General features: G+C 51.9%; 18 protein-coding genes. 15 read left to right on the forward strand and 3 right to left on the reverse strand.

The features are described from left to right. Window positions 1–98: 98 nt before the first annotated feature. The 11 genes from cidR to M2277_RS18155 all read left to right on the forward strand — a co-directional run bounded on the left by cidR (window position 99) and on the right by M2277_RS18155 (window position 14,794). Complete coding sequence (cidR, locus tag M2277_RS18105; RefSeq protein WP_280755292.1) at window positions 99–989, forward strand: cidABC operon transcriptional activator CidR; 891 nt, start codon at window positions 99–101, stop codon at window positions 987–989. Between the two features lie 106 nt (window positions 990–1,095). Further along, entirely contained in the window at window positions 1,096–2,718 is a 1,623-nt protein-coding gene (locus tag M2277_RS18110; RefSeq protein ID WP_280755293.1) for a catalase, read from the forward strand. Between the two features lie 189 nt (window positions 2,719–2,907). After that, the gene (locus M2277_RS18115; RefSeq protein ID WP_063478054.1) at window positions 2,908–3,951 is read left to right on the forward strand and encodes an oxidoreductase; all 1,044 of its coding nucleotides are present in this window, start codon (window positions 2,908–2,910) and stop codon (window positions 3,949–3,951) included. Between the two features lie 142 nt (window positions 3,952–4,093). Continuing rightward, window positions 4,094–4,888, forward strand: coding sequence for a delta-lactam-biosynthetic de-N-acetylase (gene pdaA, locus M2277_RS18120; protein WP_006207026.1), 795 nt, complete (start codon window positions 4,094–4,096; stop codon window positions 4,886–4,888). Between the two features lie 149 nt (window positions 4,889–5,037). Further along, window positions 5,038–7,326, forward strand: a complete 2,289-nt coding sequence (locus M2277_RS18125; protein ID WP_280755294.1) for an ATP-dependent DNA helicase — start codon at window positions 5,038–5,040, stop codon at window positions 7,324–7,326. A 395-nt stretch (window positions 7,327–7,721) separates the two neighbouring features. Beyond that, window positions 7,722–8,837 (forward strand): ribosome small subunit-dependent GTPase A, encoded by a 1,116-nt coding sequence (rsgA, locus tag M2277_RS18130; protein WP_280755295.1) that lies wholly within the window; start codon window positions 7,722–7,724, stop codon window positions 8,835–8,837. Window positions 8,838–8,985: 148 nt separating this feature from the next. Next, window positions 8,986–9,546, forward strand: a complete 561-nt coding sequence (locus tag M2277_RS18135) for a MarR family winged helix-turn-helix transcriptional regulator (RefSeq protein WP_063478052.1) — start codon at window positions 8,986–8,988, stop codon at window positions 9,544–9,546. Window positions 9,547–9,557: 11 nt separating this feature from the next. Then, window positions 9,558–11,285 carry an ABC transporter ATP-binding protein gene (locus tag M2277_RS18140; protein ID WP_063478051.1) on the forward strand — a complete coding sequence of 576 codons (1,728 nt, stop codon included), beginning with the start codon at window positions 9,558–9,560 and terminating at the stop codon, window positions 11,283–11,285. After that, complete coding sequence (locus tag M2277_RS18145) at window positions 11,282–13,156, forward strand: ABC transporter ATP-binding protein (RefSeq protein ID WP_006207021.1); 1,875 nt, start codon at window positions 11,282–11,284, stop codon at window positions 13,154–13,156. Before M2277_RS18140 ends, M2277_RS18145 begins: the two co-directional genes overlap by 4 nt. A gap of 208 nt (window positions 13,157–13,364) precedes the next feature. After that, complete coding sequence (locus M2277_RS18150; RefSeq protein ID WP_173937129.1) at window positions 13,365–14,258, forward strand: diacylglycerol/lipid kinase family protein; 894 nt, start codon at window positions 13,365–13,367, stop codon at window positions 14,256–14,258. Between the two features lie 83 nt (window positions 14,259–14,341). Continuing rightward, complete coding sequence (locus tag M2277_RS18155; RefSeq protein ID WP_006207019.1) at window positions 14,342–14,794, forward strand: hypothetical protein; 453 nt, start codon at window positions 14,342–14,344, stop codon at window positions 14,792–14,794. Window positions 14,795–14,884: 90 nt separating this feature from the next. Here the strand turns inward: M2277_RS18155 and M2277_RS18160 are convergent, their stop codons facing one another. Both M2277_RS18160 and M2277_RS18165 read right to left on the reverse strand, forming a co-directional pair. Beyond that, window positions 14,885–15,073, reverse strand: a complete 189-nt coding sequence (locus M2277_RS18160; RefSeq protein WP_280755296.1) for a hypothetical protein — start codon at window positions 15,071–15,073, stop codon at window positions 14,885–14,887. A gap of 183 nt (window positions 15,074–15,256) precedes the next feature. Beyond that, a complete protein-coding gene (locus M2277_RS18165; RefSeq protein ID WP_280755297.1) occupies window positions 15,257–16,810 on the reverse strand; it encodes an FAD-dependent oxidoreductase in 1,554 nt (517 codons plus the stop codon). Between the two features lie 235 nt (window positions 16,811–17,045). Here M2277_RS18165 and M2277_RS18170 point away from each other — a divergent pair, with 235 nt between their 5' ends. From M2277_RS18170 to M2277_RS18185, 4 genes are all read left to right on the forward strand, one after another. Then, window positions 17,046–18,416, forward strand: coding sequence for a spore germination protein (locus M2277_RS18170; protein ID WP_280755298.1), 1,371 nt, complete (start codon window positions 17,046–17,048; stop codon window positions 18,414–18,416). Beyond that, window positions 18,409–19,524: a GerAB/ArcD/ProY family transporter gene (locus tag M2277_RS18175; RefSeq protein WP_280755299.1), complete on the forward strand. Its 1,116-nt coding sequence runs from the start codon at window positions 18,409–18,411 to the stop codon at window positions 19,522–19,524. The genes M2277_RS18170 and M2277_RS18175 overlap by 8 nt, the downstream gene beginning before the upstream one ends. After that, window positions 19,521–20,636, forward strand: coding sequence for a Ger(x)C family spore germination protein (locus tag M2277_RS18180; RefSeq protein WP_063478048.1), 1,116 nt, complete (start codon window positions 19,521–19,523; stop codon window positions 20,634–20,636). Before M2277_RS18175 ends, M2277_RS18180 begins: the two co-directional genes overlap by 4 nt. A gap of 79 nt (window positions 20,637–20,715) precedes the next feature. Continuing rightward, window positions 20,716–21,666: an aldo/keto reductase family protein gene (locus M2277_RS18185; protein ID WP_006207013.1), complete on the forward strand. Its 951-nt coding sequence runs from the start codon at window positions 20,716–20,718 to the stop codon at window positions 21,664–21,666. Here the strand turns inward: M2277_RS18185 and M2277_RS18190 are convergent. Beyond that, on the reverse strand, window positions 21,663–22,775 hold the full coding sequence (locus M2277_RS18190) for a GGDEF domain-containing protein (protein WP_006207012.1): 1,113 nt from the start codon (window positions 22,773–22,775) through the stop codon (window positions 21,663–21,665). The genes M2277_RS18185 and M2277_RS18190 overlap by 4 nt on opposite strands. Window positions 22,776–22,866: the final 91 nt, after the last annotated feature.

A 22,866-nucleotide genomic window follows, 5' to 3' on the forward strand; every position in this document is an offset into this window, starting at 1 on the left:
TGAAATTTTACAACGATAATTTTCATAGGTAAAATGCATATATCGAATGATAGCTATTCCATTTATCTATACATAGAAGAATCAGGAGGGTGGATCGGATGGACATACGGCATCTGGAGTATTTTCTTGAGGTCGCCAGGAATCAGAGCTTCACCAAGGCGGCGGAGAAGCTTTATATTACGCAGCCGACAATCAGCAAGACCATTCGCAACATGGAGGATGAATGGGGCGTCACCTTGTTCTACCGGCAGGGCAAGCGAATCGAGCTGACGGATGCGGGCCATATCATGTACCAGCAGGCACAGCAGATGGTGGATTCCTTCCAGCGCGTATCCGCCGAGCTGGAGGATCTGATGAACCTGAAGCGCGGACATCTCCGAATCGGTCTTCCGCCTATGGTGGGCTCAAGCTTTTTTCCAGAGGTGATCGGGCAGTTCCACCAGGAATACCCAAATATTACCATTAAGCTTATTGAGGATGGCGCCAAGAAGGTGGAGGCCGATGTGGAGAGCGGCCAGACGGACATCGGGGTTGCCGTGCTGCCGGTTAACGAAGACGTGTTTCACTATTATTCCTTTGTGAAAGAGAAGTTGAATCTGCTTGTACATCCGTCCCATCGGCTTGCAGGCAGAGATCATGTGAACCTGAATGAGCTTGCGGAGGAAGCGTTTGTGTTGTTCCGCGAGGATTTCACGCTCCATGACCGGATCATCCGGGAATGCATAAGCGCAGGCTTCGAGCCTAGAGTGGTCTACGAAAGCTCGCAGTGGGACCTCATCAGCGGCATGGTGGCTGCGAATCTGGGGATAGCCCTGCTGCCGGAAACGATCTGCAAAGAAATCGATTCCTCACGCGTTACAATTCTGCCGCTGGATAATCCGGTGATTCCTTGGCAGCTCGGCATGATCTGGAGGAAGGACCGGTATCTGTCCTTTGCTGTCAGGGAATGGATCAGCTTTACACGCGGGCTGCTGGGAGAACGGGGATAAGTTTGTTTTGAATTGAGCTGCATTTCATACATTTTCACTCCTTGGACATAATATCCATAGTAAGAGAACCAATTACAAGCTATCTATCCAAGGAGGAATGACATTCGTGAGTGGCCAAGAATATGAGGGGAATAATGGGATTAACCAGGAGCGCACAGGTTTTGCACAAAACCGGGGTGAGACGGAGCGGGAGGATACACTGACTAATCGTCAGGGGCATCCGATATCAGACAATCAGAATGTGAGAACGGTTGGAAACCGGGGACCGATGACACTGGAGAATTATCATTTTCTCGAGAAGATTACGCATTTTGACCGGGAACGCATTCCGGAACGCGTTGTGCATGCCAGGGGAGCAGGGGCCTACGGCTACTTTGAAACGTATGGAAAAGTGGGCGATGAGCCCGTCTCAAAGTATACGCGGGCGAAGCTGTTTCAGGTTGAAGGCAAGCGAACTCCGGTATTTGTGCGGTTCTCGACCGTAGTCCACGGCTCCGGCTCGCCTGAAACGTTACGTGACCCACGCGGATTTGCCGTCAAGTTCTATACGGAGGAAGGCAACTGGGATTTGGTGGGCAACAACCTGAAAATATTTTTCATCCGTGATCCGCTCAAATTCCCGGATATGGTGCATGCGTTCAAGCCTGATCCGGTATCCAACGTCCCGGGGCCGGTCGGCATGTTCGACTTCGTATCCCGTTCTCCGGAAGCGACGCATATGATCACGTTTCTGTGGTCCCCTTGGGGTATCCCGGCGAATTACCGCCAAATGCAGGGCTCTGGTGTGAATACATACAAATGGGTCAATGCAGATGGAGTCGGTGTGCTGGTGAAATATCACTGGGAGCCGCTCAAGCAGGGGATCAAAAACCTGACGCAGGAAGAAGCAAACAAGATTCAGGGCATGAATGACAGCCACGCCACCCAGGATCTGTATGAGGCGATTGAGCGCGGAGAATATCCGGAGTGGGAACTGTGCGTTCAGATTATGAGCGACGACGATCATCCGGAGCTGGAATTTGATCCGCTTGATCCGACCAAGCTGTGGCCGGAAGATCAGTTCCCGTTCTTAAAGGTTGGTAAAATGGTGCTGAACCGCAATCCGGAGAACTACTATAACGAGGTGGAGCAAGCGGCCTTCGGAACCGGCGTGCTTGTGGACGGACTTGACTTCTCGGACGACAAGCTGCTGCAGGGCCGTACCTTCTCTTACTCGGATACCCAGCGGCATCGCGTAGGCACGAACTATCTGCAGCTGCCAATCAACGCACCGAAGAAGCGGGTAGCGACCAATCAGCGCGGCGGACAAATGTCTTATTTTGTGGATAAGGCGCCAGGGCAGAGCCCACATGTGGATTATGAGCCTTCCATGACGGACGGCTTGGTGGAAGCCTCGCAGACAGCGAAGCCGCATCAGCCTCACTACGATGCGAATCTCGTGCGCCAGAAGCTTGACCGCACGCTGGACTTTAAACAGGCAGGCGATACGTACCGAGCATTCGAGGACTGGGAGCGCAATGAACTGATCAACAATCTGGTGGGTGCGCTAAGTCAATGCGATGTTCGCATTCAAGAGAAAATGGTGGAGCATTTCACGTACGCGGATGAGGATTACGGACGCCGCGTTAGGGAAGGCCTGGAGCAGGCGAAGAAGGGCTCGGATGGAGATTCACGTGAACAAGCGGTAGAGGATGCCAGCCGCATGGGGCATGAGGCTGATCCTTATTAATTGTATCGCTTGTGCTTGTACACAGCGTCACTTTGATAACGAGAGAATAGAGAAGCCGCCTGCAACAAAGTTAGCCGCAGGCGGCTTTTTTCCGGTTGTAAAATATTTGCGGGATGTTAAGATGTTGCAAGGAATCACAGCGATCCTTATAGAATCAACATAGAACCATGGGAAGAGGAGGCTTGCGTTATGGCAATACAAGCGGGGATCATCGGATACGGCCTGTCCGGATCGGTGTTTCATGCACCGATCCTGAGAAGCGTGCCGGATTATAAGGTACACACGGTTGTGTCATCGGATCCGGACAAGGTTCACAAGGATTTGCCGGATACGGCTGTTGTCGACAGTGTGGATGAACTCTTGTCGGTTTCGGAGATTGACGTTGTCATCATTACGAGTCCTAATACAACACATTATGAATATTCCCGATTGGCCCTTGAGGCTGGCAAGCACGTGGTTGTAGAGAAACCGTTCACCGTAACCGCTGCCGAAGCGGACGAGCTGATTGAGCTTGCCAAGCAGAAGGGCGTCCTGCTTACGGTATACCATAACCGCCGCTGGGACAATGACTTTCTGACCGTCCGCAACCTGCTGGAAACGGGAGCGCTCGGCAAGCTTTCCATTTATCAATCACAGTTCAGCCGCTACCGTCCTGAGGTGCAATCCGAGCGGTGGAGAGAGCAGGCAGCTCCCGGTTCAGGCATATTATACGATCTGGGCTCGCACCTGATTGATCAGGCGCTGTTCCTGTTTGGTCTGCCGGAGACGTTATGGGCAGATTTAAGAATAGAGCGCAAAGGTTCCAAAGCGCATGATTATTTTCATCTGGTGCTGGGTTACGCAACGTTCCGCGTCATTCTGCACTCCGGCTCACTGGTACGGCAAGCCGGCCCGAAATTCGAGCTGCATGGCGATAAGGGAAGTTTCCTGAAATATGGGATGGACCCTCAAGAAGGCCAGTTGAAGCAGGGCATGCGCCCAGGGGATGCAGGCTGGGGGGAAGACTCACCGGATCAATACGGAGAGCTCGCTACCGAGCTGAGCGGGCTGGCAGTCCAAGGTGAGATTGAGACGCTGCCAGGACGTTATCAGGCATTCTACCAGGGACTTGCTGAAGCCATTCTTAAAGGGGGGGCTTTACCCGTCCAAGCGGAGGAAGCCCGCAACGTGATCCGGATGATCGAGTATGCGCTGCAAAGTCATCAGGAGGGACGTACCATCCAAATTACGTAGCAAAGGATCTCTCTTGTGTCAGGTTAACGTTGGTTTACACATAGTTTGCTCCGATTTGTGGGATATTAGGTGATGCAACCCTGGGCACGTCTTTCATAGGGGCGATTGATCCATATCACTACAAAGAAGGAGAGAGGCGGATATGAAGAAACGTGGAGTCCTTCGGTCGGCGCTTGTGCTTCTGATGAGTTTGGCGATAGTGCTGACCATCTCTGGAGCAGTCTTGGCGGCCGGAAGCGGTCCGTTTCACTTTGGATTTAAGAAAAGCGTCAATGGCCAGCTGCCCTCGATCAATGAGGAAGGCTTTAAGGAGCTTCTGCAAAAATACGATGCCATCTTCATGGGCGATGCCGAGCAGAAGGAGCTTTATCTCACGTTTGATAACGGCTATGAGAATGGTTATACCTCCCGTATCCTGGATACGCTCAAAGAGAAGAAGGTGCCCGCCACCTTCTTCGTGACCGGACATTACGTGAAGACACAGGCGGATCTGCTGAAGCGGATGACGGCGGAAGGCCATATTATCGGCAACCATTCCTGGAATCACCCCGATGTTACCACGATTTCGGCAGAGAAGCTGACTGAGGAGCTGGAGCGGGTGAAGAAGGAGGTCATGAGCATAACCGGCCAGCCGGACATGAAGTATTTGCGTACACCGCGCGGCATATTCGACGAGAAGTCCCTTGCAACCAGCAAACAATTGGGATATACCAATGTCTTCTGGTCGCTGGCGTATATGGACTGGGATGTGAAGTCACAGCGCGGCGCACAGTATGCTTACGACAAGGTGACCGCACAGCTGCACCCGGGTGCAGTCATCCTGCTTCATTCGATCTCCAAGGACAATACAGAGGCGCTGGGGCGAATCATTGATGAAGCGAAGAACCGGGGCTACGAGTTTAAGAGTTTGGATCAGATGCAGAAAAAAGCTCCATAAGTGACCGTTTCGCATAGCGTGCAGATGGTATCCGCGAGGATAACCGTCCGCACGCTTTTTTCTGTATCGATCTGCGCGGATGCTTCGCATTCAGGAACGAATGTTTGGTATAATACGCTTCATAAGAACATGAACGATAGGAGACCATCATGCCTCATACTATCCAAATATCCGTAAGGCCGCTGGTGGAATACGTCTTTCGCAGCGGCAGCATTACCTCGGGCTTTCGCACGGCGACCTCCCTCACCGAGGGTACCCGCGCGCATCAGCAAGTACAGCGCGATTATGGCGAGAACGATCAGAAGGAAGTGCAGCTTGAAGTCGAGATTCCGTACGAGGATCTGCTGTTTGTGGTGGAGGGTCGCTGTGACGGCCTGATTCGGGAGGAAGAACGGATCATGATTGATGAGATCAAGTCGACCTCCGGAGATTTGGGCGAGATTACCGAGCACACCTACCCGGTTCACTGGGCGCAAGCCAAAATGTATGCCTATATGTATGCGAAGTTGCATGAGATGCCAAGGATGGCAGTCAGATTGACCTATTTCCAGGTGCCGAGCGGAGAGCGGAAGCAGTTCGTGCAGGAATGGAGTTTGCCTCAGCTGGAATCCTTTGTGCTTGAGGTCGTGGGGGCATATGCTCCCTATGCGAACCTGTTAAGAGAGCATGCCGAGCGGAGAGATCGGAGCATCCGCGAGCTTAAATTCCCGTTTCCTGCCTACCGGGAGGGACAGCGGAAGCTTGCCGGTGCCGTATATAAAAGCATCGGTGAAGGACGGAGATTGTTCGCCAAAGCGCCGACCGGCATAGGCAAAACCATATCCACGCTGTTTCCTTCGGTTAAAGCGATCGGTGAAGGACTGCTATCGCGGATCTTTTACCTGACAGCCAAAACGATTACCCGAACCACTGCAGAGGAAGCCATGGCGCGCATGGAGCGTCAAGGGCTCTGTATGCACGCAGTCACGCTGACGGCGAAGGACAAGATCTGTTTCAGCGAAGCGGAAGGCTGCAGTCAGATGGGCTGTGCGTTCTCGGAGGGCTACTATGACCGGATCAATGACGCCATACTGGATCTGCTCTCGAATGAAACGTTGATCACGAGGCCCGTCATTGAGGATTATGCCCGCAAGCATACGGTCTGTCCGTTTGAGTTCTCGCTGGACGCCGCTTATGCGGCTGATGCCGTCATCTGTGATTACAACTATGTGTTTGACCCGCGTGTATCCTTCAAGCGTATGCCGGAGGAAGTGAAGAAGCGCAGCGTGCTGCTCGTTGATGAGGCGCATAATCTGGTGGACCGCGCGAGAGGGATGTTCTCGGGTGAACTGAATAAATCTGCGTTCTTAGAACTGCAGAGGGCTTATAAAGAGAGCAATCCCACGCTGTACAATACGGCTAAACGGGTCAATAACCGCTTTAAGATTCTGCGCAAGGCCGGTGAAGAGGAAGAGCGGATTGTAGGCTCCCAGCAGCCGGAGATGATGGTCGAACTATTGGAGGACTTTGCCCTCCAGGCGGAAGCCGAACTGATGACAGGCAAAAGCGGGGATGAGGCCGATGCGCTTTTGGAGTGCTATTTTGCCGTACAGGGCTATCTGCGTATCTCCAAGCTGTATGACGACCGGTTTGTCACCTATGCAGAGATGAGTCAGAGCGAGGTGTTTCTCAAGCTGTTTTGTCTGGATCCCTCTTATTTGCTTCAGCAAGCGGCCAAGAATTATCGGTCTAGCGTGTTTTTCTCGGCCACCCTTATGCCGCTCGGCTATTATCGCGATATGCTAGGAGCGGAGGAAGAGGACTACAGCCTCTCGATTCCGTCCCCATTCTCGGCCGAGCAGCTGGATGTGCGAGTTCTGCCATTGTCGACGCGGTTCAAGGATCGGGAGCGGAGCCGTGAGGCCATCGTGCGGATGCTGAGTGCTCTGGTTCAGGAGCAGCCGGTGAATACCTTGATTTTTCTGCCGTCCTACCCCTACATGCAGGATATTCATGAAGACTTCGCCCGAATGAATCCCGGGGCACGCACGCTGCTTCAGGGACACGGGATGAGCGAGGGGGAGCGGGAGGCGTTCCTGAATGCATTTCAGGCGGATGCAGCCGATCCGCTGATCGGCTTTGCGGTAATGGGCGGCATTTTCTCGGAGGGTATTGATCTGAAGGGAGAACGGCTCTCCAGTGTCGTAGTGATCGGCGTGGGATTGCCGCAGTTGTCTTTCGAGAATGACATCATCAAGGATTATTTCGACCGTACCGGCAAGAGGGGATACGATTACGCTTACGTGTACCCGGGGATGAACAAAGTGCTGCAGGCCGGAGGCCGCCTGATTCGATCAGAGCAAGACAGCGGTACGCTCACACTTGTCGATGACCGTTTTCTGAATCGCCAATACGGGATGCTGCTGCCAGAGGAGTGGAGAAATTTTAGGCGAATCTAAATTTTTCATGGGATGTTGACACCTGGAAATTGGAACTCTATAATACGGATATATTAATTAAGCAGAAGGAGGCTGATGTCAAATGGTTATGATGCATAGTGGATGGGTCGCTTTGACGTTGGTCTCTTTGGACGGGAAATTCTAATGGTAACGAAGAGGTGAGGCTAGAGATCGAGCCCTTACTTCCATACCTGGAACCCGCAGGAGACCGTGTTTGGTATCCTGCGGGTTTTTTGTGTCTATACTCGGGGTTTGGTACTGTCTTCACGGGGTAACCGTAGGGACATGATGCCTTCTTCTGGTGTATATTCAGATCAGCCGCAGATACAAATCTGCGGTTTTTTTGTGTTTTGATATAACAACCAAATTGATAATGATAAGGGGATATAACGAATTTGACTAAACAAGAAATGACACCGTTACACACATATGGATGGAATGAACACTGGAGCTTGATGGCTGAGCAGATGCCGAAGCAGGACAAAGAGCTCGTGCCGGCGCGCGTGACAGCCCAGTTCTCAAAGCAATACCGCATTATAACCCAAGAAGGTGAGCAGACGGCTGTTGTCACAGGGAAGTATGAATACGAAGCGGGCAGCAAAAGCGATTTCCCGGCTGTCGGCGATTGGGTGCTGGTCGAGCCGCTCCAGGGCGAATCGCGGGCCGTCATTCACAAGCTGCTGCCCCGCAAGTCCGCTGTCACGCGCAGGGAAGCAGGCAGCGTGCCGGATGAGCAGGTTATCGGCGCGAACATCGATACCGTGTTTATCATTAATGCGCTGAATAAGGATTTTAATGTCCGCAGAATTGAACGCTATTTAATTGCTGTCTGGGAGAGCGGAGCTGCACCGGTCATCCTGCTCACCAAGGCGGATCTATGTGAATCGCCTGAAACATATGTCTCGCTGGTGGAAGAGGTCGCTCTCGGTGTGCCGGTGTTTGTGGTGAGCTCCTTAAAGGACCAAGGGAAGGAGCAGCTTCAAGATTACTTGGTGCAAGGGAAGACAGTGGCAATAACGGGCACTTCCGGGGCGGGCAAATCCACGTTATTGAACTGGCTGTCCGGTCAGGAGATGCAGCGTGTTCAAGGGATTCGGGAAGAGGATGCAAGGGGACGCCATACCACGACACACCGGGAGCTGTTCGTGCTGCCGGGAGGTGCTATCATGGTGGATACCCCGGGCATGAGGGAGCTGCAGCTGTGGGATTCAGAGGAGGGGTTTGAGACTGCCTTTGCGGACATCTCCACGCTCTCGCAGCAGTGTCGATTCCATGATTGCCGACATGAGACCGAAGCAGGCTGCGCGGTCCGGGAAGCATTGCAGGACGGGACGCTGGATGCAAAGCGTTATGCGAATTACAAGAAAACAGAGCGCGAGCTCGCTCATATCGCCCGTAAAGAAAAGGCAAGCACCCGGCGGCAGAACAAGAGCTCTGGCAAGTCGTTACGCAAGAGCGGCAGAGTGCACCAAGGGGCTTATCAGCAGCTTCTATACGACGAGGAATTATAGTGTTACGGGAAGACCGAAGTCGATTTGACTTCGGTCTTCTCCAGGTATATAGTTAGGTAACCAAATAGATTGGCAAACTATCTATTTAAGGAGAAATGGTCTGTACCATGTCAATTCAAGCTTTAGTGCTGTAGAGAAGAGGTGGCCAATGACACAGGATAAACAACCAGATTCACATAATGGAGATACCGTTGACGAGGAAAGACAGTCACGAGAAGAAAGGTGCATGAAGGGGGGCGTGCGGGAAGACAGCGTAGCCAGCAGGCTCCTGTACAGCATCCGTATGTTTCATAAGCAGGAGTGGGATCAGCACATGATTTCCGGCTATACCCCTGGTGAAATTCGAGTTCTAATGGGGCTCAGACATCATATCGAGCCTGACGGACCCGGTATGAAGGTGTCGGAGATCAGCAGCATGATGAACGTTACGTCACCAACGATCACGCAATTTATCAACGGCTTGGAGAGTAAAGGCTTGGTGGAGCGAGTGATGGATGCACAGGACCGACGTGCGGTTCGCGTACAGCTTACGGAGGCAGGGAACCGTATTGTCCAGCAAACCTACCTGAAAGTCAAAAACAACTTTAACGAGCTGGTTGATTTTCTTGGTGAAGAGGACAGCGTCAAGCTGACGGAGCTGCTGACGAAGATTTACCAATTCCAAGAACATAAGCGCAATTCGAATGAAACAACATCAGACAACGAGTAGGGGTGGGGGATTTGTTAAAGCTCTTTCAATACATGAAACCATACCGGACAGCGGTCATTTTTGTTCTGCTGTTCACATTTTTCCAATGTCTGTCTGATCTTTACTTGCCGACCTTGATGGCTGACATTGTGGATATCGGCATCGTGAAGGGGGACGTTCCTTACATTTGGAGTGTGGGAGGTTTTATGCTCCTGGTTACAGCAGGCGGCATGGTCTGCTCCATTGCGGCAAGTTATTTGGCATCCAAATCGGCAACAGGTTTTGGCCGGATTCTGCGTGGGCGCGTATTCTCCCATGTCGAGAATTTTACGCTGCAGGAATTTGACAAGATCGGAACAGCTTCCCTGATAACCCGTACCACCAACGATATCACACAGGTGCAGCAGGTCACGATCATGATTCTTCGCATGATGGCCATCGCGCCGATGATGTGTATCGGGGGCATCGTGATGGCGGTATCGAGAGATCCGGGACTGACAACGGTGCTTCTGATCGTCCTGCCGATTCTCGCGTTGGCTATTTTCATCATTGCCAAAAAAGGGATTCCGCTCTTCAAGGCCATACAGATCAAGATTGATACACTCAGCCGCGTGCTGCGTGAGAATCTGACCGGAATGCGGGTCATCCGTTCGTTTAACCGCATGGACCATGAGACGGTCCGGTTTAATGATGCCAATGAGGATCTGACAGCCACCTCGATCAAGGTTAACAAAATCATGGGTGCCATGATGCCCGTCATGATGCTTGTCATGAACTTCGCCACGCTGGCGATTGTTTGGTTCGGGGGGCTGCGAATCGATACCGGCCACATGAAGGTCGGTGACCTCATGGCCTTCCTCCAATACGCGATGATGATCATGTTCTCACTGATCATGCTGTCCGTCATGTTTGTCATGATTCCGCGCGCGCAGGCATCGGCAGTCCGGATCAATGAGGTATTGAACATGATACCGGAGATCCACGATCCGAAGCAGCCGCGGAATACCGGCATTCAGACGGGTTCCATTGAATTTCAGGACGTCACCTTCTATTATCCGGGCGCAGAGGAGCCGGCCATATCCGATATCTCCTTCCAGGCAGGCCCGGGTGAGATTACCGCGATTATTGGAGGAACAGGTTCAGGCAAATCAACGCTGATCAGCTTGATTCCGCGTTTCTATGATGTGACCTCCGGGCGGATTCTCGTTAACGGGACGGATATTCGGGACTTGATGCAGGAGGATCTGCGGAACCGGATCGGATTTGTGCCGCAGAAGGCGCTGCTGTTCACCGGTACGATTGCAGAGAATATCCGCTACGGCAAGGAAGACGCAACGGACGAGGAGATTCAGCATGCCGCGAAAGTTGCCCAGGCGGCTGATTTCATCTCTTCAATGGAAGGCGGTTATGATGCCGAGATTTCCCAAGGCGGCAGCAATGTATCCGGAGGCCAGAAGCAGCGGCTCTCCATTGCCAGGGCGCTGGTCCGGAGACCTGAAATCTACGTGTTCGATGACAGTTTCTCTGCGCTGGATTTCAAGACCGATGCGAATCTTCGTGCAGCGCTGAGGGAGGAAACGACCGAGGCTACGGTTCTGATTGTGGCCCAGCGTGTCAGCACCGTCATGGACGCTGACCGAATCATCGTGCTGGAACAGGGACGCATTGCCGGAATGGGCACGCATGGGGAACTTATGGCATCAAGCGATGTGTACCGTGAAATTGTCACCTCACAGCTGTCAGAGGAGGAGATCGCATGAGCGAGAAGAAACGGGGAGGACATCCTCGGGGCCAGGGCGGTCCCTTCGGCGGCGGGCCGCATGGTGCCGGGATGGCAGCCGAGAAAGCCAAGGATTTCAAGGGGACTTTGCGCCGGCTTACACGATACCTTAAGCCCCATACGGGGAAACTGCTGATCGTCTTGACCGCAGCCATCTTGAGTACGATATTCAGCATTGTGAGCCCGAAAATTCTCGGTGATGCAACCACGATCCTGTTCAAAGGATTCATGGCCAAAATGCAGGGCGTACCGGGTGCCGGGATTGATTTTGATGCCATTCGGAATATCATGCTCTGGCTGGCAGGCCTGTATCTGTTAAGCTCGCTGTTTGCTTATATCCAGCAATATGTCATGGCTGGCGTGGCACAGCGGACTGTTTACGATCTGCGCAAGGATGTCTATAACAAGCTCGGACGCCTGCCGCTTAAATATTTTGACGCCCGTACGCATGGGGAGACGCTGAGCCGGGTCACGAACGATATGGACAATATCAGCAGTACGCTTCAGCAGAGTCTTACACAGATGATTACCTCTGTGGTAACACTGGTCGGGGTTATCATCATGATGCTTACAATCAGTCCGCTGCTGACTCTGGTGGTTATATTGACCCTGCCGCTCAGCGTGGTGGTCACCATCATGGTTGCCAAGCGCTCTCAGAAGCATTTCGTGGCACAACAGAAGCATCTGGGCCAACTGAACGGACATGTGGAAGAGATGTATACAGGTCATAAAGTGGTGAAGGCGTTTGGCCGGGAACGACAATCGATGGAGCAATTCGATGAAGTCAACGACAAGCTCTATGATGCCGGATGGAAAGCCCAGTTCATCTCGGGAACGATCATGCCGCTGATGAGTTTTGTTGGCAATATCGGGTATGTGATCGTGAGTGTTGTCGGTGGCGTTCTGGTCACCCGCAGAGCAATCGAGATCGGGGATATCCAGGCGTTCATCCAATATTCACGCCAGTTCACACAGCCGATCACGCAGCTTGCCAATATCGCGAATGTCATTCAATCCACGATTGCATCGGCAGAGCGCGTATTTGAAGTGCTGGACGAGGAAGAAGAAGTGTCTGAGCATACGGCTCCGGCAGCCCTCAAGAAGCCGCTCGGCGATGTGTCCTTCCAGAATGTGAGTTTTGGTTATAAAGCGGATCAGCTTCTGATCGAGGATATGAACGTCGATGTGAAGCACGGACAGACGGTGGCTATTGTCGGTCCAACCGGTGCAGGGAAGACCACGCTTATTAATCTGCTGATGCGGTTCTATGAGCTTAACAAGGGCAAAATTACGATAGACGGAACGGATATTACGTCCCTTCGACGGGGTGAGCTTCGCAGCCTGTTCGGAATGGTGCTCCAGGATACCTGGCTCTTTAACGGGACGATCCGGGAAAATATCGGATACGGCCGCGAGGGGACCACGGAGGAAGAGATCATCAGAGCAGCGGAAGCGGCTCATGCCGACCACTTCATCCGGACGCTGCCGGACGGCTATGACACCGTTCTGAACGAGGAGGCCTCCAACATATCGCAAGGGCAGAAGCAGCTGCTCACGATTGCGCGGGCCATTCTGGCGAATCCGTCGATTCTGATTCTTGACGAAGCGACCAGCAGCGTGGATACCCGGACCGAGCTGTACATTCAGAAGGCGATGAATGAGCTGATGAAGGACCGGACCAGCTTTGTCATTGCGCATCGTCTATCCACGATTCGCGATGCGGACCTTATTCTGGTTATGAACAAGGGCAGCATCATTGAACAGGGAACCCATCAGGAGCTGCTGTTGCAAGAAGGCTTCTATGCGGACCTGTACAACAGTCAGTTCAGCGATCAGCATGAGGCTGGATAACAGAATGCAGGCATAATTGAAGTCCCTGAAGACCCCTTCGATTGCAGAAGGGGTCTTCTTATTCCAGCATGGAGGGCTGATTTAAAGCTGCAGCATGATGGGTCGGAGGTGAACGGGGACCTATTCAAGCTGTACTGATTAATAGGTTCACGACAAAGGGTAATAATAGAAGCAAGACATTCCGGTACGGATATGAGGGGGTCATGGAATGATGTATAGTCGGGCATTGCTAGTGTACAACCAGAACGCAGGCCAGCAGGAAACGCTGCAGCAGCTGGCGGCGGTAATTCCAGTATTGGCGAAGAACGTGAAGGAGCTGGTGTTGTATCAGACCTTTAAGCCTGGCGAGGGGGAGGCATTGTGCAGGGATCAAGGCGGGACATACGATCTCATTCTCATTATGGGCGGGGACGGCTCGGTCCATGAGTGTGTTAATGGCATTGCAACGCTGGATCATCCGCCGCTCGTAGGGATTTTGCCTGTAGGCACTTGCAATGATTTTGCCCGCTCCATGAATCTGCCGGTGGAGCTTGCGCTCGCGGCTGACGAATTAATGAAGGGACATGTTCGGGAATTGGATATCGGCATGGCTCAAGGCCGGGTGTTCACGAATTTTTTCGGAGTGGGCCTCATTACGGACACGTCGGAGAATATCAATCCGGATTTGAAAGGGAAACTGGGCAAATTGAGTTATTTTATCAGCATGCTGCAAACCGTACGTGCTGCTGAACCCTTCTCTTACAGTCTGGAATATGACGGACATACCAGCGAAGGTGAGGCCGTCATGATCTACATTTCGAATGGCCGTTACCTCGGGACTCGTCCGCTTCCCTTTACGCTCGATTCGCTGTGTGATGGTTTACTGGATGTGCTGATTATCCGTGAAGCCGGACTTCCGCTGTTAAAAGAACTGTTAAGCCGCAAGGTCGAAGGGGAGTGGAAGCCGGCCAATGAGAGCATAGAGTATGTGAAGGCCGCTTCGGTCAAGCTGACCACGGCAAAGCCCATGAAGGCCGATACGGATGGTGAGGTCTATATGGAGGCCCCGGCTGACGTGTCTGTCAGGCCCCGCGGCTTAAGGTTTTTGGTCGGGGGAGAGTGAGTCGGCAGGCATATTTGATATTGCATTTTCATATGGTTCTTTTATAATGATGTTTATATCTTTAAAGGGAGCCATGATCATCATTGAATAAGTCCGAACTGAACCGAATTACGCAAGAGCTTCTACGTCGGTCGGGCAGCAGTGTCACCGTGGAGATGGATACGTATTTTCCAGGGGGCCGGTTAATCGGCGGGAAATATGTGATGCATTCACATCGTGTGACGATGTATACCGAGGTCATACGCCAGCAGTGTCTTCAGCTGTTTGGATCACTTGAGTCGTTTAATGCTTATTATGCGGTGGTGTTTGCCCATGAGCTGGGCCATTCGATGGACCTGAAACTCACGGAACTGTGTGACCGGATGGATGGAACGATCGATGAATGGGATCAGAAGCAGATTGCGCTGCAAATCGAGGAAAATGCCTGGAATAATGCGATGCCGTGGATCCAGGATATTGATCCGGCTTTCATTCGTGTCATCGTAGACCGGTCGCTCGAGGCCTACCGGGACGAGCTGGCCCCGGAAATCGCTTAGCTTGGGCCAGCCCATATCCACTGCCTTCCGCAATCACATGTCCACAGGCACCCGCGAGGGTGTCTTTTTTGATTGGACTGCAGGTGTGATCTAATATCGAATGTGATGCAGAATGAAACCAAAGATGGCAGCCACCACAATGAAAGCGCCTGCTGCAGCGAGGGTCATTAAAAAATCACGGATCAGGCCATGCTGCTGGATGCCGCCTAATTTTTCCTTCGCTTTCCGTTCGGAAACCTCTTCTTTAATGCGATCCAAATATTCAGGGTCAAGCACCATGGCGATTCCTCCTATAACGAATTTATTACGATTATACCAGAAATAGGATTATTTTGGTGTTGATTAGGGAATTAAGGCGGTTTAGAAGCAAGCTATTAAACGAATAACCAATTTAGAGTAAAAAAACGAGGCGGGACCCTTGGTTTCCGCCTCGTTTTTTTATGCGTTACAGCCTCATGATATTTAGTCCTCAGCGTCCAACTGCTTCAATGGCTCTATGGCCGGGCCTTCCAGCACCTTGCCATCATAACGGAATCGGGACCCGTGACATGGACAATCCCAGGAGCGCTCGCCCTCGTTCCATTCCACCTCGCAGCCGAGGTGTGTGCAGGTCGTGTCCACGAGATGCAGATTTCCCTGGTCATCCTTGTAAGCTCCTGCCCGTTGGCCGTTATGACGAACGACGGCACCTTCGCCTATCTTCAGTTCGGTAATGTCGGCATGGGACAGGTCCACTTTGCCAGCCACAAAATCTTTGGCAACCGTCGCATTTTGCACAACAAATGTTTTGATGCTCGGGTCTGCCTTGAATCGGGACGGGTTGAACATGTCGGCATAGCGGTTCGTTTTTCCCAAGATTTGATCACTGATGATATTCGCGGCCAGTGTTCCTGTTGTCATGCCCCACTTGCGGAAGCCTGTCGCAACATAAATCCGGTCATGCTTCGAAGTAATTGGTCCGATGTATGGCAGATTGTCCAGTGTAATCAGATCCTGCGTCGACCAGCGGTAGGGAATGGCGGAAGCCCCCATCAGATTACCGGCAAACAGCTCCAGATTCTCATAATGCTGATGGGTGCAGATGCTGCGTCCCGTGGGATGATTCTCCCCGCCGACAATGACCAGATCCTCACCGTTATAGGAAGCTGAACGCAGGGAGCGCTTTGGCTTATCCACACTCAGGTACATCCCGCCTGGATAGGCCGTCTCAGGTTTAACGGCAATCGCATAGGAGCGTTCCACGTGCAGCCGTGTGAAGAACAATCCCTTCCCGTCATAGAACGGAAAATGGGAGGCGGAAACAGCGTGGTTGCAAGTAATGCGGTGGCCGCCCCGCTTGGTCAGCAGTGTAATCGGTCCTTCGGTTTCAGCCTTTTCATCCATGGTGGTGTTTTCATAGATCCGCCCCCCGAGCATGAGAAACTGTTCGGTCAGGTGCTTTAGATACTGCAGCGGGTGGAATTGGTATTGCCCCGGCATCTTGATAGCTCCCCGTATCGGCATGGGCAGGGGAAGACTGTCCTGCCATTCTCCCGGAATCCCGAGCTGCTCATAGGCTTTGATTTCGTCCTCCAGCTTCGCGAGATACTTGTCGTCCTCCTGGGCGTAGATATAGGCGTCCTCCAGCTTCAGCCCGAACTTCTCTTCATCCCCGCCAACGATATTCCGTATGAATTCGATCGCTTCCCGGTTTCCTTCGTAATAGAGCCGGGCGTTCTCCTCGCCAAAATGACTCGTCAATTCATGGTAGATCAGCCCATGCTGGGCCGTTACCTTGGCTGTTGTGTATCCCGTCGCTCCGTTCAGTATGCGGCCAGCCTCAATCAATACGACATCCTTGCCGGCCTTGGCCAGCAGGTAGGCGGTTGTAATCCCGGTAATGCCGGCTCCGACAACGGCAACGTCTGCTTCTATATCTTCGGCCAGACGGGGAAAAGTAGGCAGCTCGGTTGTCGCTCTCCACAGCGATTCCGGATATCGCGGCAGCTCTTGATATGATGGATTGGATGGGTTCATTCCGATTCCTCCTCGGCTTCTTTAGGCATTATCCTCAAACTTAAGGTTCCTTGTCTCCATTATTACCACAGAGGGATGATTAGAAACGAAGCCCGAGCTTTGAATGGCGACTTAATCTACCCTTCTCCTGAATTTGCATGAATTTCTGAATACTCGTAATAATTTGGAACATTTGTGCAGAACCTAGAGAAACGACATGATCATCGGAATTCTATGAAAAACGAGGGGAATTATCATGAGCAGCGAGACACATAAGACACATCTAAATGCCTCACACGCTAAACAATGGCTGCAGAAGCAGCTCCATAAGGTCGGGGATATCGAGGAGCGGGAGCTTAAGAATCAGGAGGATCACGCGTTATTGCTTTATTTCAAGAGCATGTGCGATCCCGTTGTGGTGAATGAGGACCTGATTAACCGGTTTTATGAATTGAACTCTCTGAAGATTTACGAAGAATTCATTCGATCCTTCCCTTCAACGATTGAGCCAACAGAGGAATCGGAGCTCATGCGCAATATGCTTCGGGGCTGCGTCGTGGTGTTCATTCAGGATCGGGTGCTCCTGTTTGATGCCGTGTTGATCAATGCAGGCGATATTCAGCCTGCCAGCACGGAGAATGTCATTCAAGGCCCGGATGACTCCTTTACCGAGAATATTGAAGTGAATTTGAATTTAATACGCCATCGTTACCAAACGGCCAATCTGAAATCGGAGTTTATGACGGTAGGGAAAATATCCCAGACCCGGATTATCATCCTCTATGATGTGACCAAAGCCGATGAGTCGGTTTTGGAGGAATTAAGGAAGCGTCTTTCTGAACTCAAATCGGATATTGTCCAGTCTGCATCCGAGATTGAGCGGCATACGATGCACCCTCAGCTAAGACTGTTCCCAACGTTAATGTTGACCGAGCGGCCGGACCGGACGGTCATGAATATTTCCCAGGGAAAAGTAGCCGTCCTTGTTGACTCGACGGGGTACGCAATTCTGCTTCCGGCGATCTTCAACGATTTCTTTACAGCCATGGATGACAAAATCCAGCTGCCCCCTATCGGATGGTTCCTCAAGGGAATCCGGTACATCGCATTGTTTGTGACGGTCCTCATGCCGAGCCTGTATGTGGCTTTTACCTCCTACAATCCCGAAATACTCAAAATGCAGATTACACTGCTCATTGCGGGCAGCCGGGCCACCGTCCCGTATCCCTCCTTCTTCGAAGTAATCTTTATGCTTCTGGCGATGGAGTTTCTGACGGAGGCAAGTGTCCGGCTGCCGAAGGCGATAGGCCAGACCGCCTGCGTGGTCGGTGGACTCATACTGGGTACAGCGGCTACAGAAGCGGGGCTCGTCAGCAATATCATGATTATTTTGGTGGCTGCAGTGGCGGTTACGAACTTTGTTATTCCGATCAACATGATGAGTTCCGGCATCCGCGTGACCAAGTACATATTCATTCTCCTGGCTACCTTTTTCGGGCTGGTAGGCATTGTGCTGGGTGTCGTTGCAACGATTATGTACTTAACCAGCCTGCGGTCGTTCGGCAAGCCTTATCTGAAGATGTTTGCGGTGGAGTGGAGCAATAAGGGGGATCAGCAGAGTGGTTAGAAATAAATATTTTTATTACCTCTTCCTGCTCAATGCGACCATCAACCTGATTAACTATGTGCCCAGGATCCTGATTCAGGACCGATTTGACGGTGCCTTGATATCCATTCTGATAGCGATCCCTATCGGATCCTTGCTGCTATATACTTTCACCAAGCTAATCCAGAAATTTCCTGGCGAAGGACTGCCGGAAATTTTCAATTCCGTGATGCCTGCATGGATATCCGGCATGCTTCTGGTTCTGTACGGATTAGGGTGGTATTTCTCCAGCGTCATTACGCTGGTCAGTTTTGTGGATATTACCAACCGGTATGTCAGCCCGGATGTGTCGCCCATTATCGTGCTGATTGGGTTTCTGGTTGTCGTGGCACTTAGTGCAAGGCTGGATTCGGAGTCGATCCTGTATGCCCTGGAAATGATCCTTTATATGACCGTTCCGATCATTATGTACATGGCTTGGCGTGTTTTTAGTAATCCCTACTACAGCTGGGATGCGGTCAGGCAGATCATTACGCATCTGTGGGACATACCCAATTACCGGACGGTTGCAGCCGCGACCTACATTTATACCGGATATATCAATATGGTGGTTTTCAATCGAATCTTCCACAAGTTCAGGGTAAAGCATATCTGGTCCATCGTCATCGTAAGTATTCTAACGCTGGCGGTATCCATTTTTGCGCCGATCGGACTGCTTGGAGCAGCGGGAGCAGGGGAGCATGTGTATCCTGCCTTCTCCACCGTAGACTCGCTTCGCATCCGCTACTTCATCATTGAACGGATGATTTACGTGTTCTATGTGGTCTATATGTGCCTTTCCCTCGTCAATTCCATTGTCCACTGGCATGTGGGCAAGGAATTGATTCTGGGCGGATTTCGGCTGAAGTCCGATAAACCGGAGTCCATTCGTAAGAAGCGGAAGGTGGAATGGTGGGTGCTTGCTGCTTTTTGCGTGATCATCCTTGCATCCTCAATGGCCATCAATCAATACTCTTTGAATGATATGGCCATTGTCTTCCTCGATGTTCGGTTTGCGGGAGAATTCCTGTTAATTGCCCTGTTATTCTACGCCGTGTGGAGAAGGAGAAGGAGGAGGAAGCGGGCATGAACATGCTGAAACGTCGGCTGGTCTGGGTGTTGTGCTGCTCGATGCTTACACTTACACTCTCGGGATGTGAGTTTCGGGATATCGACCTTCGCCTCTTTGTGGTATCCATCGGTGTTGACGTGTCGGAGAAAAGTCCCGATCTGTATAACTTCAGCTTCAAGATTTCGATCCCTTCGGGTGACCCGAAAACCGGCGAGGAGAAGTCGCTTCTCATTACCGAGGAATCCGACAGCATCGCGGAGGCGATTCGTCAAGTCAAATCCAAAGTGGACAAAGAGCTCGATTTTGGACATTGCAAAGGCGTAATGTACGGTGAAGCCTATGCCCGCCGGGATATTAGCAAAATTGAGGACTGGACGGTCCGCCGGAGGGACATGCAGCTTCTGATGTATCCGGCGGTTGCGATCCCGACGGCGGAGGAGGTGCTCAGGGCAGAGCCGCCAACCGAACGGATTGCCGGTAACGCTATTTTTCTGGCGCTGAGCGAGGATGGCACGGAGTCCCCTTTTATTACGAGGACCTATTCCTTTGATCTTGCCCGCCGAATGACCGAGGTAGGGGAGGATCCTGTCATGCCTGTCGTTGAGGTAGGCGAGAAGAATGTTCTGAATATCAATAAGGTTGCCCTGATGGATAAGTCCAAGGTTAAGGTAATTCTCACGAAGGATGAGACCCGTCTGTTCAACCTGCTCGATCTTCGGAATCTAAGCACCAACTTTGGCACCCGCGTTGACGGGGAATTGATTGAGGTCAACACGGACAGGACGCGGGCAAGCTATAAGATCGTAACCAGCCCGAAGGGGCAAGAAGCGATCCATTTTCGGGTTCGCATTCAAGCCACGCTGGAGGAGAAGGAGGATATCAAGCTATTGACACCGGAAGAAGTAAAAAAAATCGAGGGGATATACAATAAGGAGCTCTCTAAAGCGATAACCGATGTGCTGGAAAAAATCCGAAAAACAGGCCGGGATCCACTTGGCTTCGGTCTTCGGTACGGGGGTACGCATTGGAATAATAAAACCGAAATGGAGGAATGGGCGGCGATCTATCCTCATATCAAGTTTAATGTTTCCGTAAAATTAAGAATCAAATCTACCGGTTATAAGCAGTAGACAGGGTTACTCTATCCATCGTACAGGAAGATGTTACAATAATGGGGAAGCATCTATCTTGTATAAGGAGGTTTCACATATGGAATTTAGAAGATTGGGCGGAAGCGGGCTGAAGGTCAGCGATATCAGTCTCGGGAGCTGGCTGACGTACGGAGGATATGTGGAACGGGAGAATGCAGTCAAGTCGATTCAGACGGCGTATGGGCTCGGCGTCAACTTTTTTGATACGGCAAATGTGTATGCCCAAGGGGCAGCCGAGGTTGTTGTAGGTGAAACCTTGAGGGCATTCCCAAGGGAATCCTATGTGCTGGCAACAAAAGTATTCGGCAAGATGGGGGACGGACCGAATGATCAGGGGCTTTCCCGCAAACATATTAAGGAGCAGTGTGATGCGAGTCTGAAACGGCTCGGTACCGATTATGTCGATATTTATTATTGCCACCGATACCATGAAGAGACACCGCTTGAAGAAACGCTGCGCGCGCTGGATGACCTCGTTCGGCAAGGCAAGGTGCTCTATGTAGGAGTCAGTATGTGGACAGCTGCCCAAATGGAGGCGGCATTGGCTGTTGCGGACCGATATCTGCTGGACCGCATCGTGGTGAATCAGCCGCTGTATAATATGTTTGAGCGTAAGATTGAGGAGGAGGTCATTCCGCTTGGCGAGAAGAAAGGGATTGGCCAGGTGGTCTATTCTCCCCTTGCGCAGGGACTGTTGACGGGCAAGTATGCCTCGAGGGAAGAAGTGCCGGATAACAGCCGTGCATCCAAGATCGGAGCGGATCGAATCAAAATGAGTGAAGACCGCCTCCAGAAGGTGCAGGCGCTCGGGCGCATAGCTGACGAGCTGGGCATCACCGTCGGCCAATTGGCCCTGGCCTGGATTTTGCGTCAGGACAACGTATCCAGTGCGCTTGTCGGCGCAAGCCGCCCGGAGCAGGTCGAAGAGAACGTGAAGGCTTCCGGCATCAAGCTGTCGCCGGATACGCTGTCTGTCATCGAAGAGGTATTGAAGGCGGATCAAGGCTAAGAGAGGACCAGGTCATTGATTTCTACGGCGGAGCATACGCGGTTGCGCCCGCTGTTCTTGGCGCGGTAAAGCTCATGGTCCGCTTGCTGGAGCAGCTCCTTGGCATCCTTCGACCGGACCGTATCCGGATGAACGGCGGCTCCGATCGACACGGTGATCCGCAGCCTGGTCCCGTCTTCAAGGACGAATACATGGCGTTCTACTGCGGCCCGGATCCGTTCGGCAATCGCAGCCGTTTCGTCGATGGTTGCTTCCGGAACGAGCACCGAGAATTCTTCCCCGCCGTTGCGGGACACTTCGTCAAAAGAACGGGAATGCTCCCTCAGCACTTTGCTGAGCTGCTGCAAAACGACATCTCCGGCCGCGTGGCCGTAGGTGTCGTTTATTTTTTTGAAATGGTCGATGTCCACGACCAGAACGCCCAGCCGTTCGCTGAAATGCTGGGCTTCGAGAAAGCGCTCGGACAACAGCTGCTCAAACTGGCGCAAATTGTGCAGGCTGGTCAGATGATCGGTCTCCGCGTTTTTTTTCATTTGCAGAAACAATTTATTGGAGGTATGGATATACTCGGTCAGCATGTAGATGACAACGGTGGCAAGCACCGATATAATCAGATGCTGCGTAAAGACGGCAAACACTTTTTGGTGGTTCTGAATATTCATCCACATAATAAACAGGAGCACCAGCATGCTGGATACACTCATGATCATCATTTTGGTCAACCGGTCCCAACGCGTGCGAGACAGGGTTCCGCAGATCATGCCGATCAGCAGCATGCCGGCACCCGCAATGGCAGAGGAAGCGGACATGCCGAACAGGATCATCCGTCCGAGTGCAATCAGAACGCCTGCTATCAACGACGGAAGCCAGCCCAAGTAGCTGGCAATCACCACGATAGCCAAATGCCGCAAATCGGCAAAAAACCTGGGATCAATCGGAAAAGAATAGTACATCAGAATGATCCCGTAGATGCCAAAGAGCAATCCGGCATTGATCTTCACGGTAGTGGAGGGAGTCACAACGCCGGCCACATATTTTTTGGACAGCAGTCCGGATAAATATAAAAAGGTTACGAATATACAAAAGTTGGTGAACAGGATATTAGTCATGAGAAGGGATTCATTCCTTTCACGTGCTTGCACCAGCAGTGCAAGGCGATGAGGACATTCATCCCTATTTTATCGGAAAATGGAATTGTAT

The organism is Paenibacillus sp. LBL (genome assembly GCF_029893715.1).
Classification (GTDB): Bacteria; Bacillota; Bacilli; order Paenibacillales; family Paenibacillaceae; genus Paenibacillus_AQ; species Paenibacillus_AQ glucanolyticus.

Coding starts and splice junctions, on each gene's coding strand:
- cidR (WP_280755292.1), top strand. CDS start 99: ATGGACATACGGCATCTGGAGTATTTTCTTGAGGTCGCCAGGAATCAG.
- M2277_RS18115 (WP_063478054.1), top strand. CDS start 2,908: ATGGCAATACAAGCGGGGATCATCGGATACGGCCTGTCCGGATCGGTG.
- pdaA (WP_006207026.1), top strand. CDS start 4,094: ATGAAGAAACGTGGAGTCCTTCGGTCGGCGCTTGTGCTTCTGATGAGT.
- M2277_RS18125 (WP_280755294.1), top strand. CDS start 5,038: ATGCCTCATACTATCCAAATATCCGTAAGGCCGCTGGTGGAATACGTC.
- M2277_RS18135 (WP_063478052.1), top strand. CDS start 8,986: ATGACACAGGATAAACAACCAGATTCACATAATGGAGATACCGTTGAC.
- M2277_RS18145 (WP_006207021.1), top strand. CDS start 11,282: ATGAGCGAGAAGAAACGGGGAGGACATCCTCGGGGCCAGGGCGGTCCC.
- M2277_RS18150 (WP_173937129.1), top strand. CDS start 13,365: ATGATGTATAGTCGGGCATTGCTAGTGTACAACCAGAACGCAGGCCAG.
- M2277_RS18160 (WP_280755296.1), bottom strand. CDS start 15,073: ATGGTGCTTGACCCTGAATATTTGGATCGCATTAAAGAAGAGGTTTCC.
- M2277_RS18165 (WP_280755297.1), bottom strand. CDS start 16,810: ATGAACCCATCCAATCCATCATATCAAGAGCTGCCGCGATATCCGGAA.
- M2277_RS18170 (WP_280755298.1), top strand. CDS start 17,046: ATGAGCAGCGAGACACATAAGACACATCTAAATGCCTCACACGCTAAA.
- M2277_RS18180 (WP_063478048.1), top strand. CDS start 19,521: ATGAACATGCTGAAACGTCGGCTGGTCTGGGTGTTGTGCTGCTCGATG.
- M2277_RS18185 (WP_006207013.1), top strand. CDS start 20,716: ATGGAATTTAGAAGATTGGGCGGAAGCGGGCTGAAGGTCAGCGATATC.
- M2277_RS18190 (WP_006207012.1), bottom strand. CDS start 22,775: ATGACTAATATCCTGTTCACCAACTTTTGTATATTCGTAACCTTTTTA.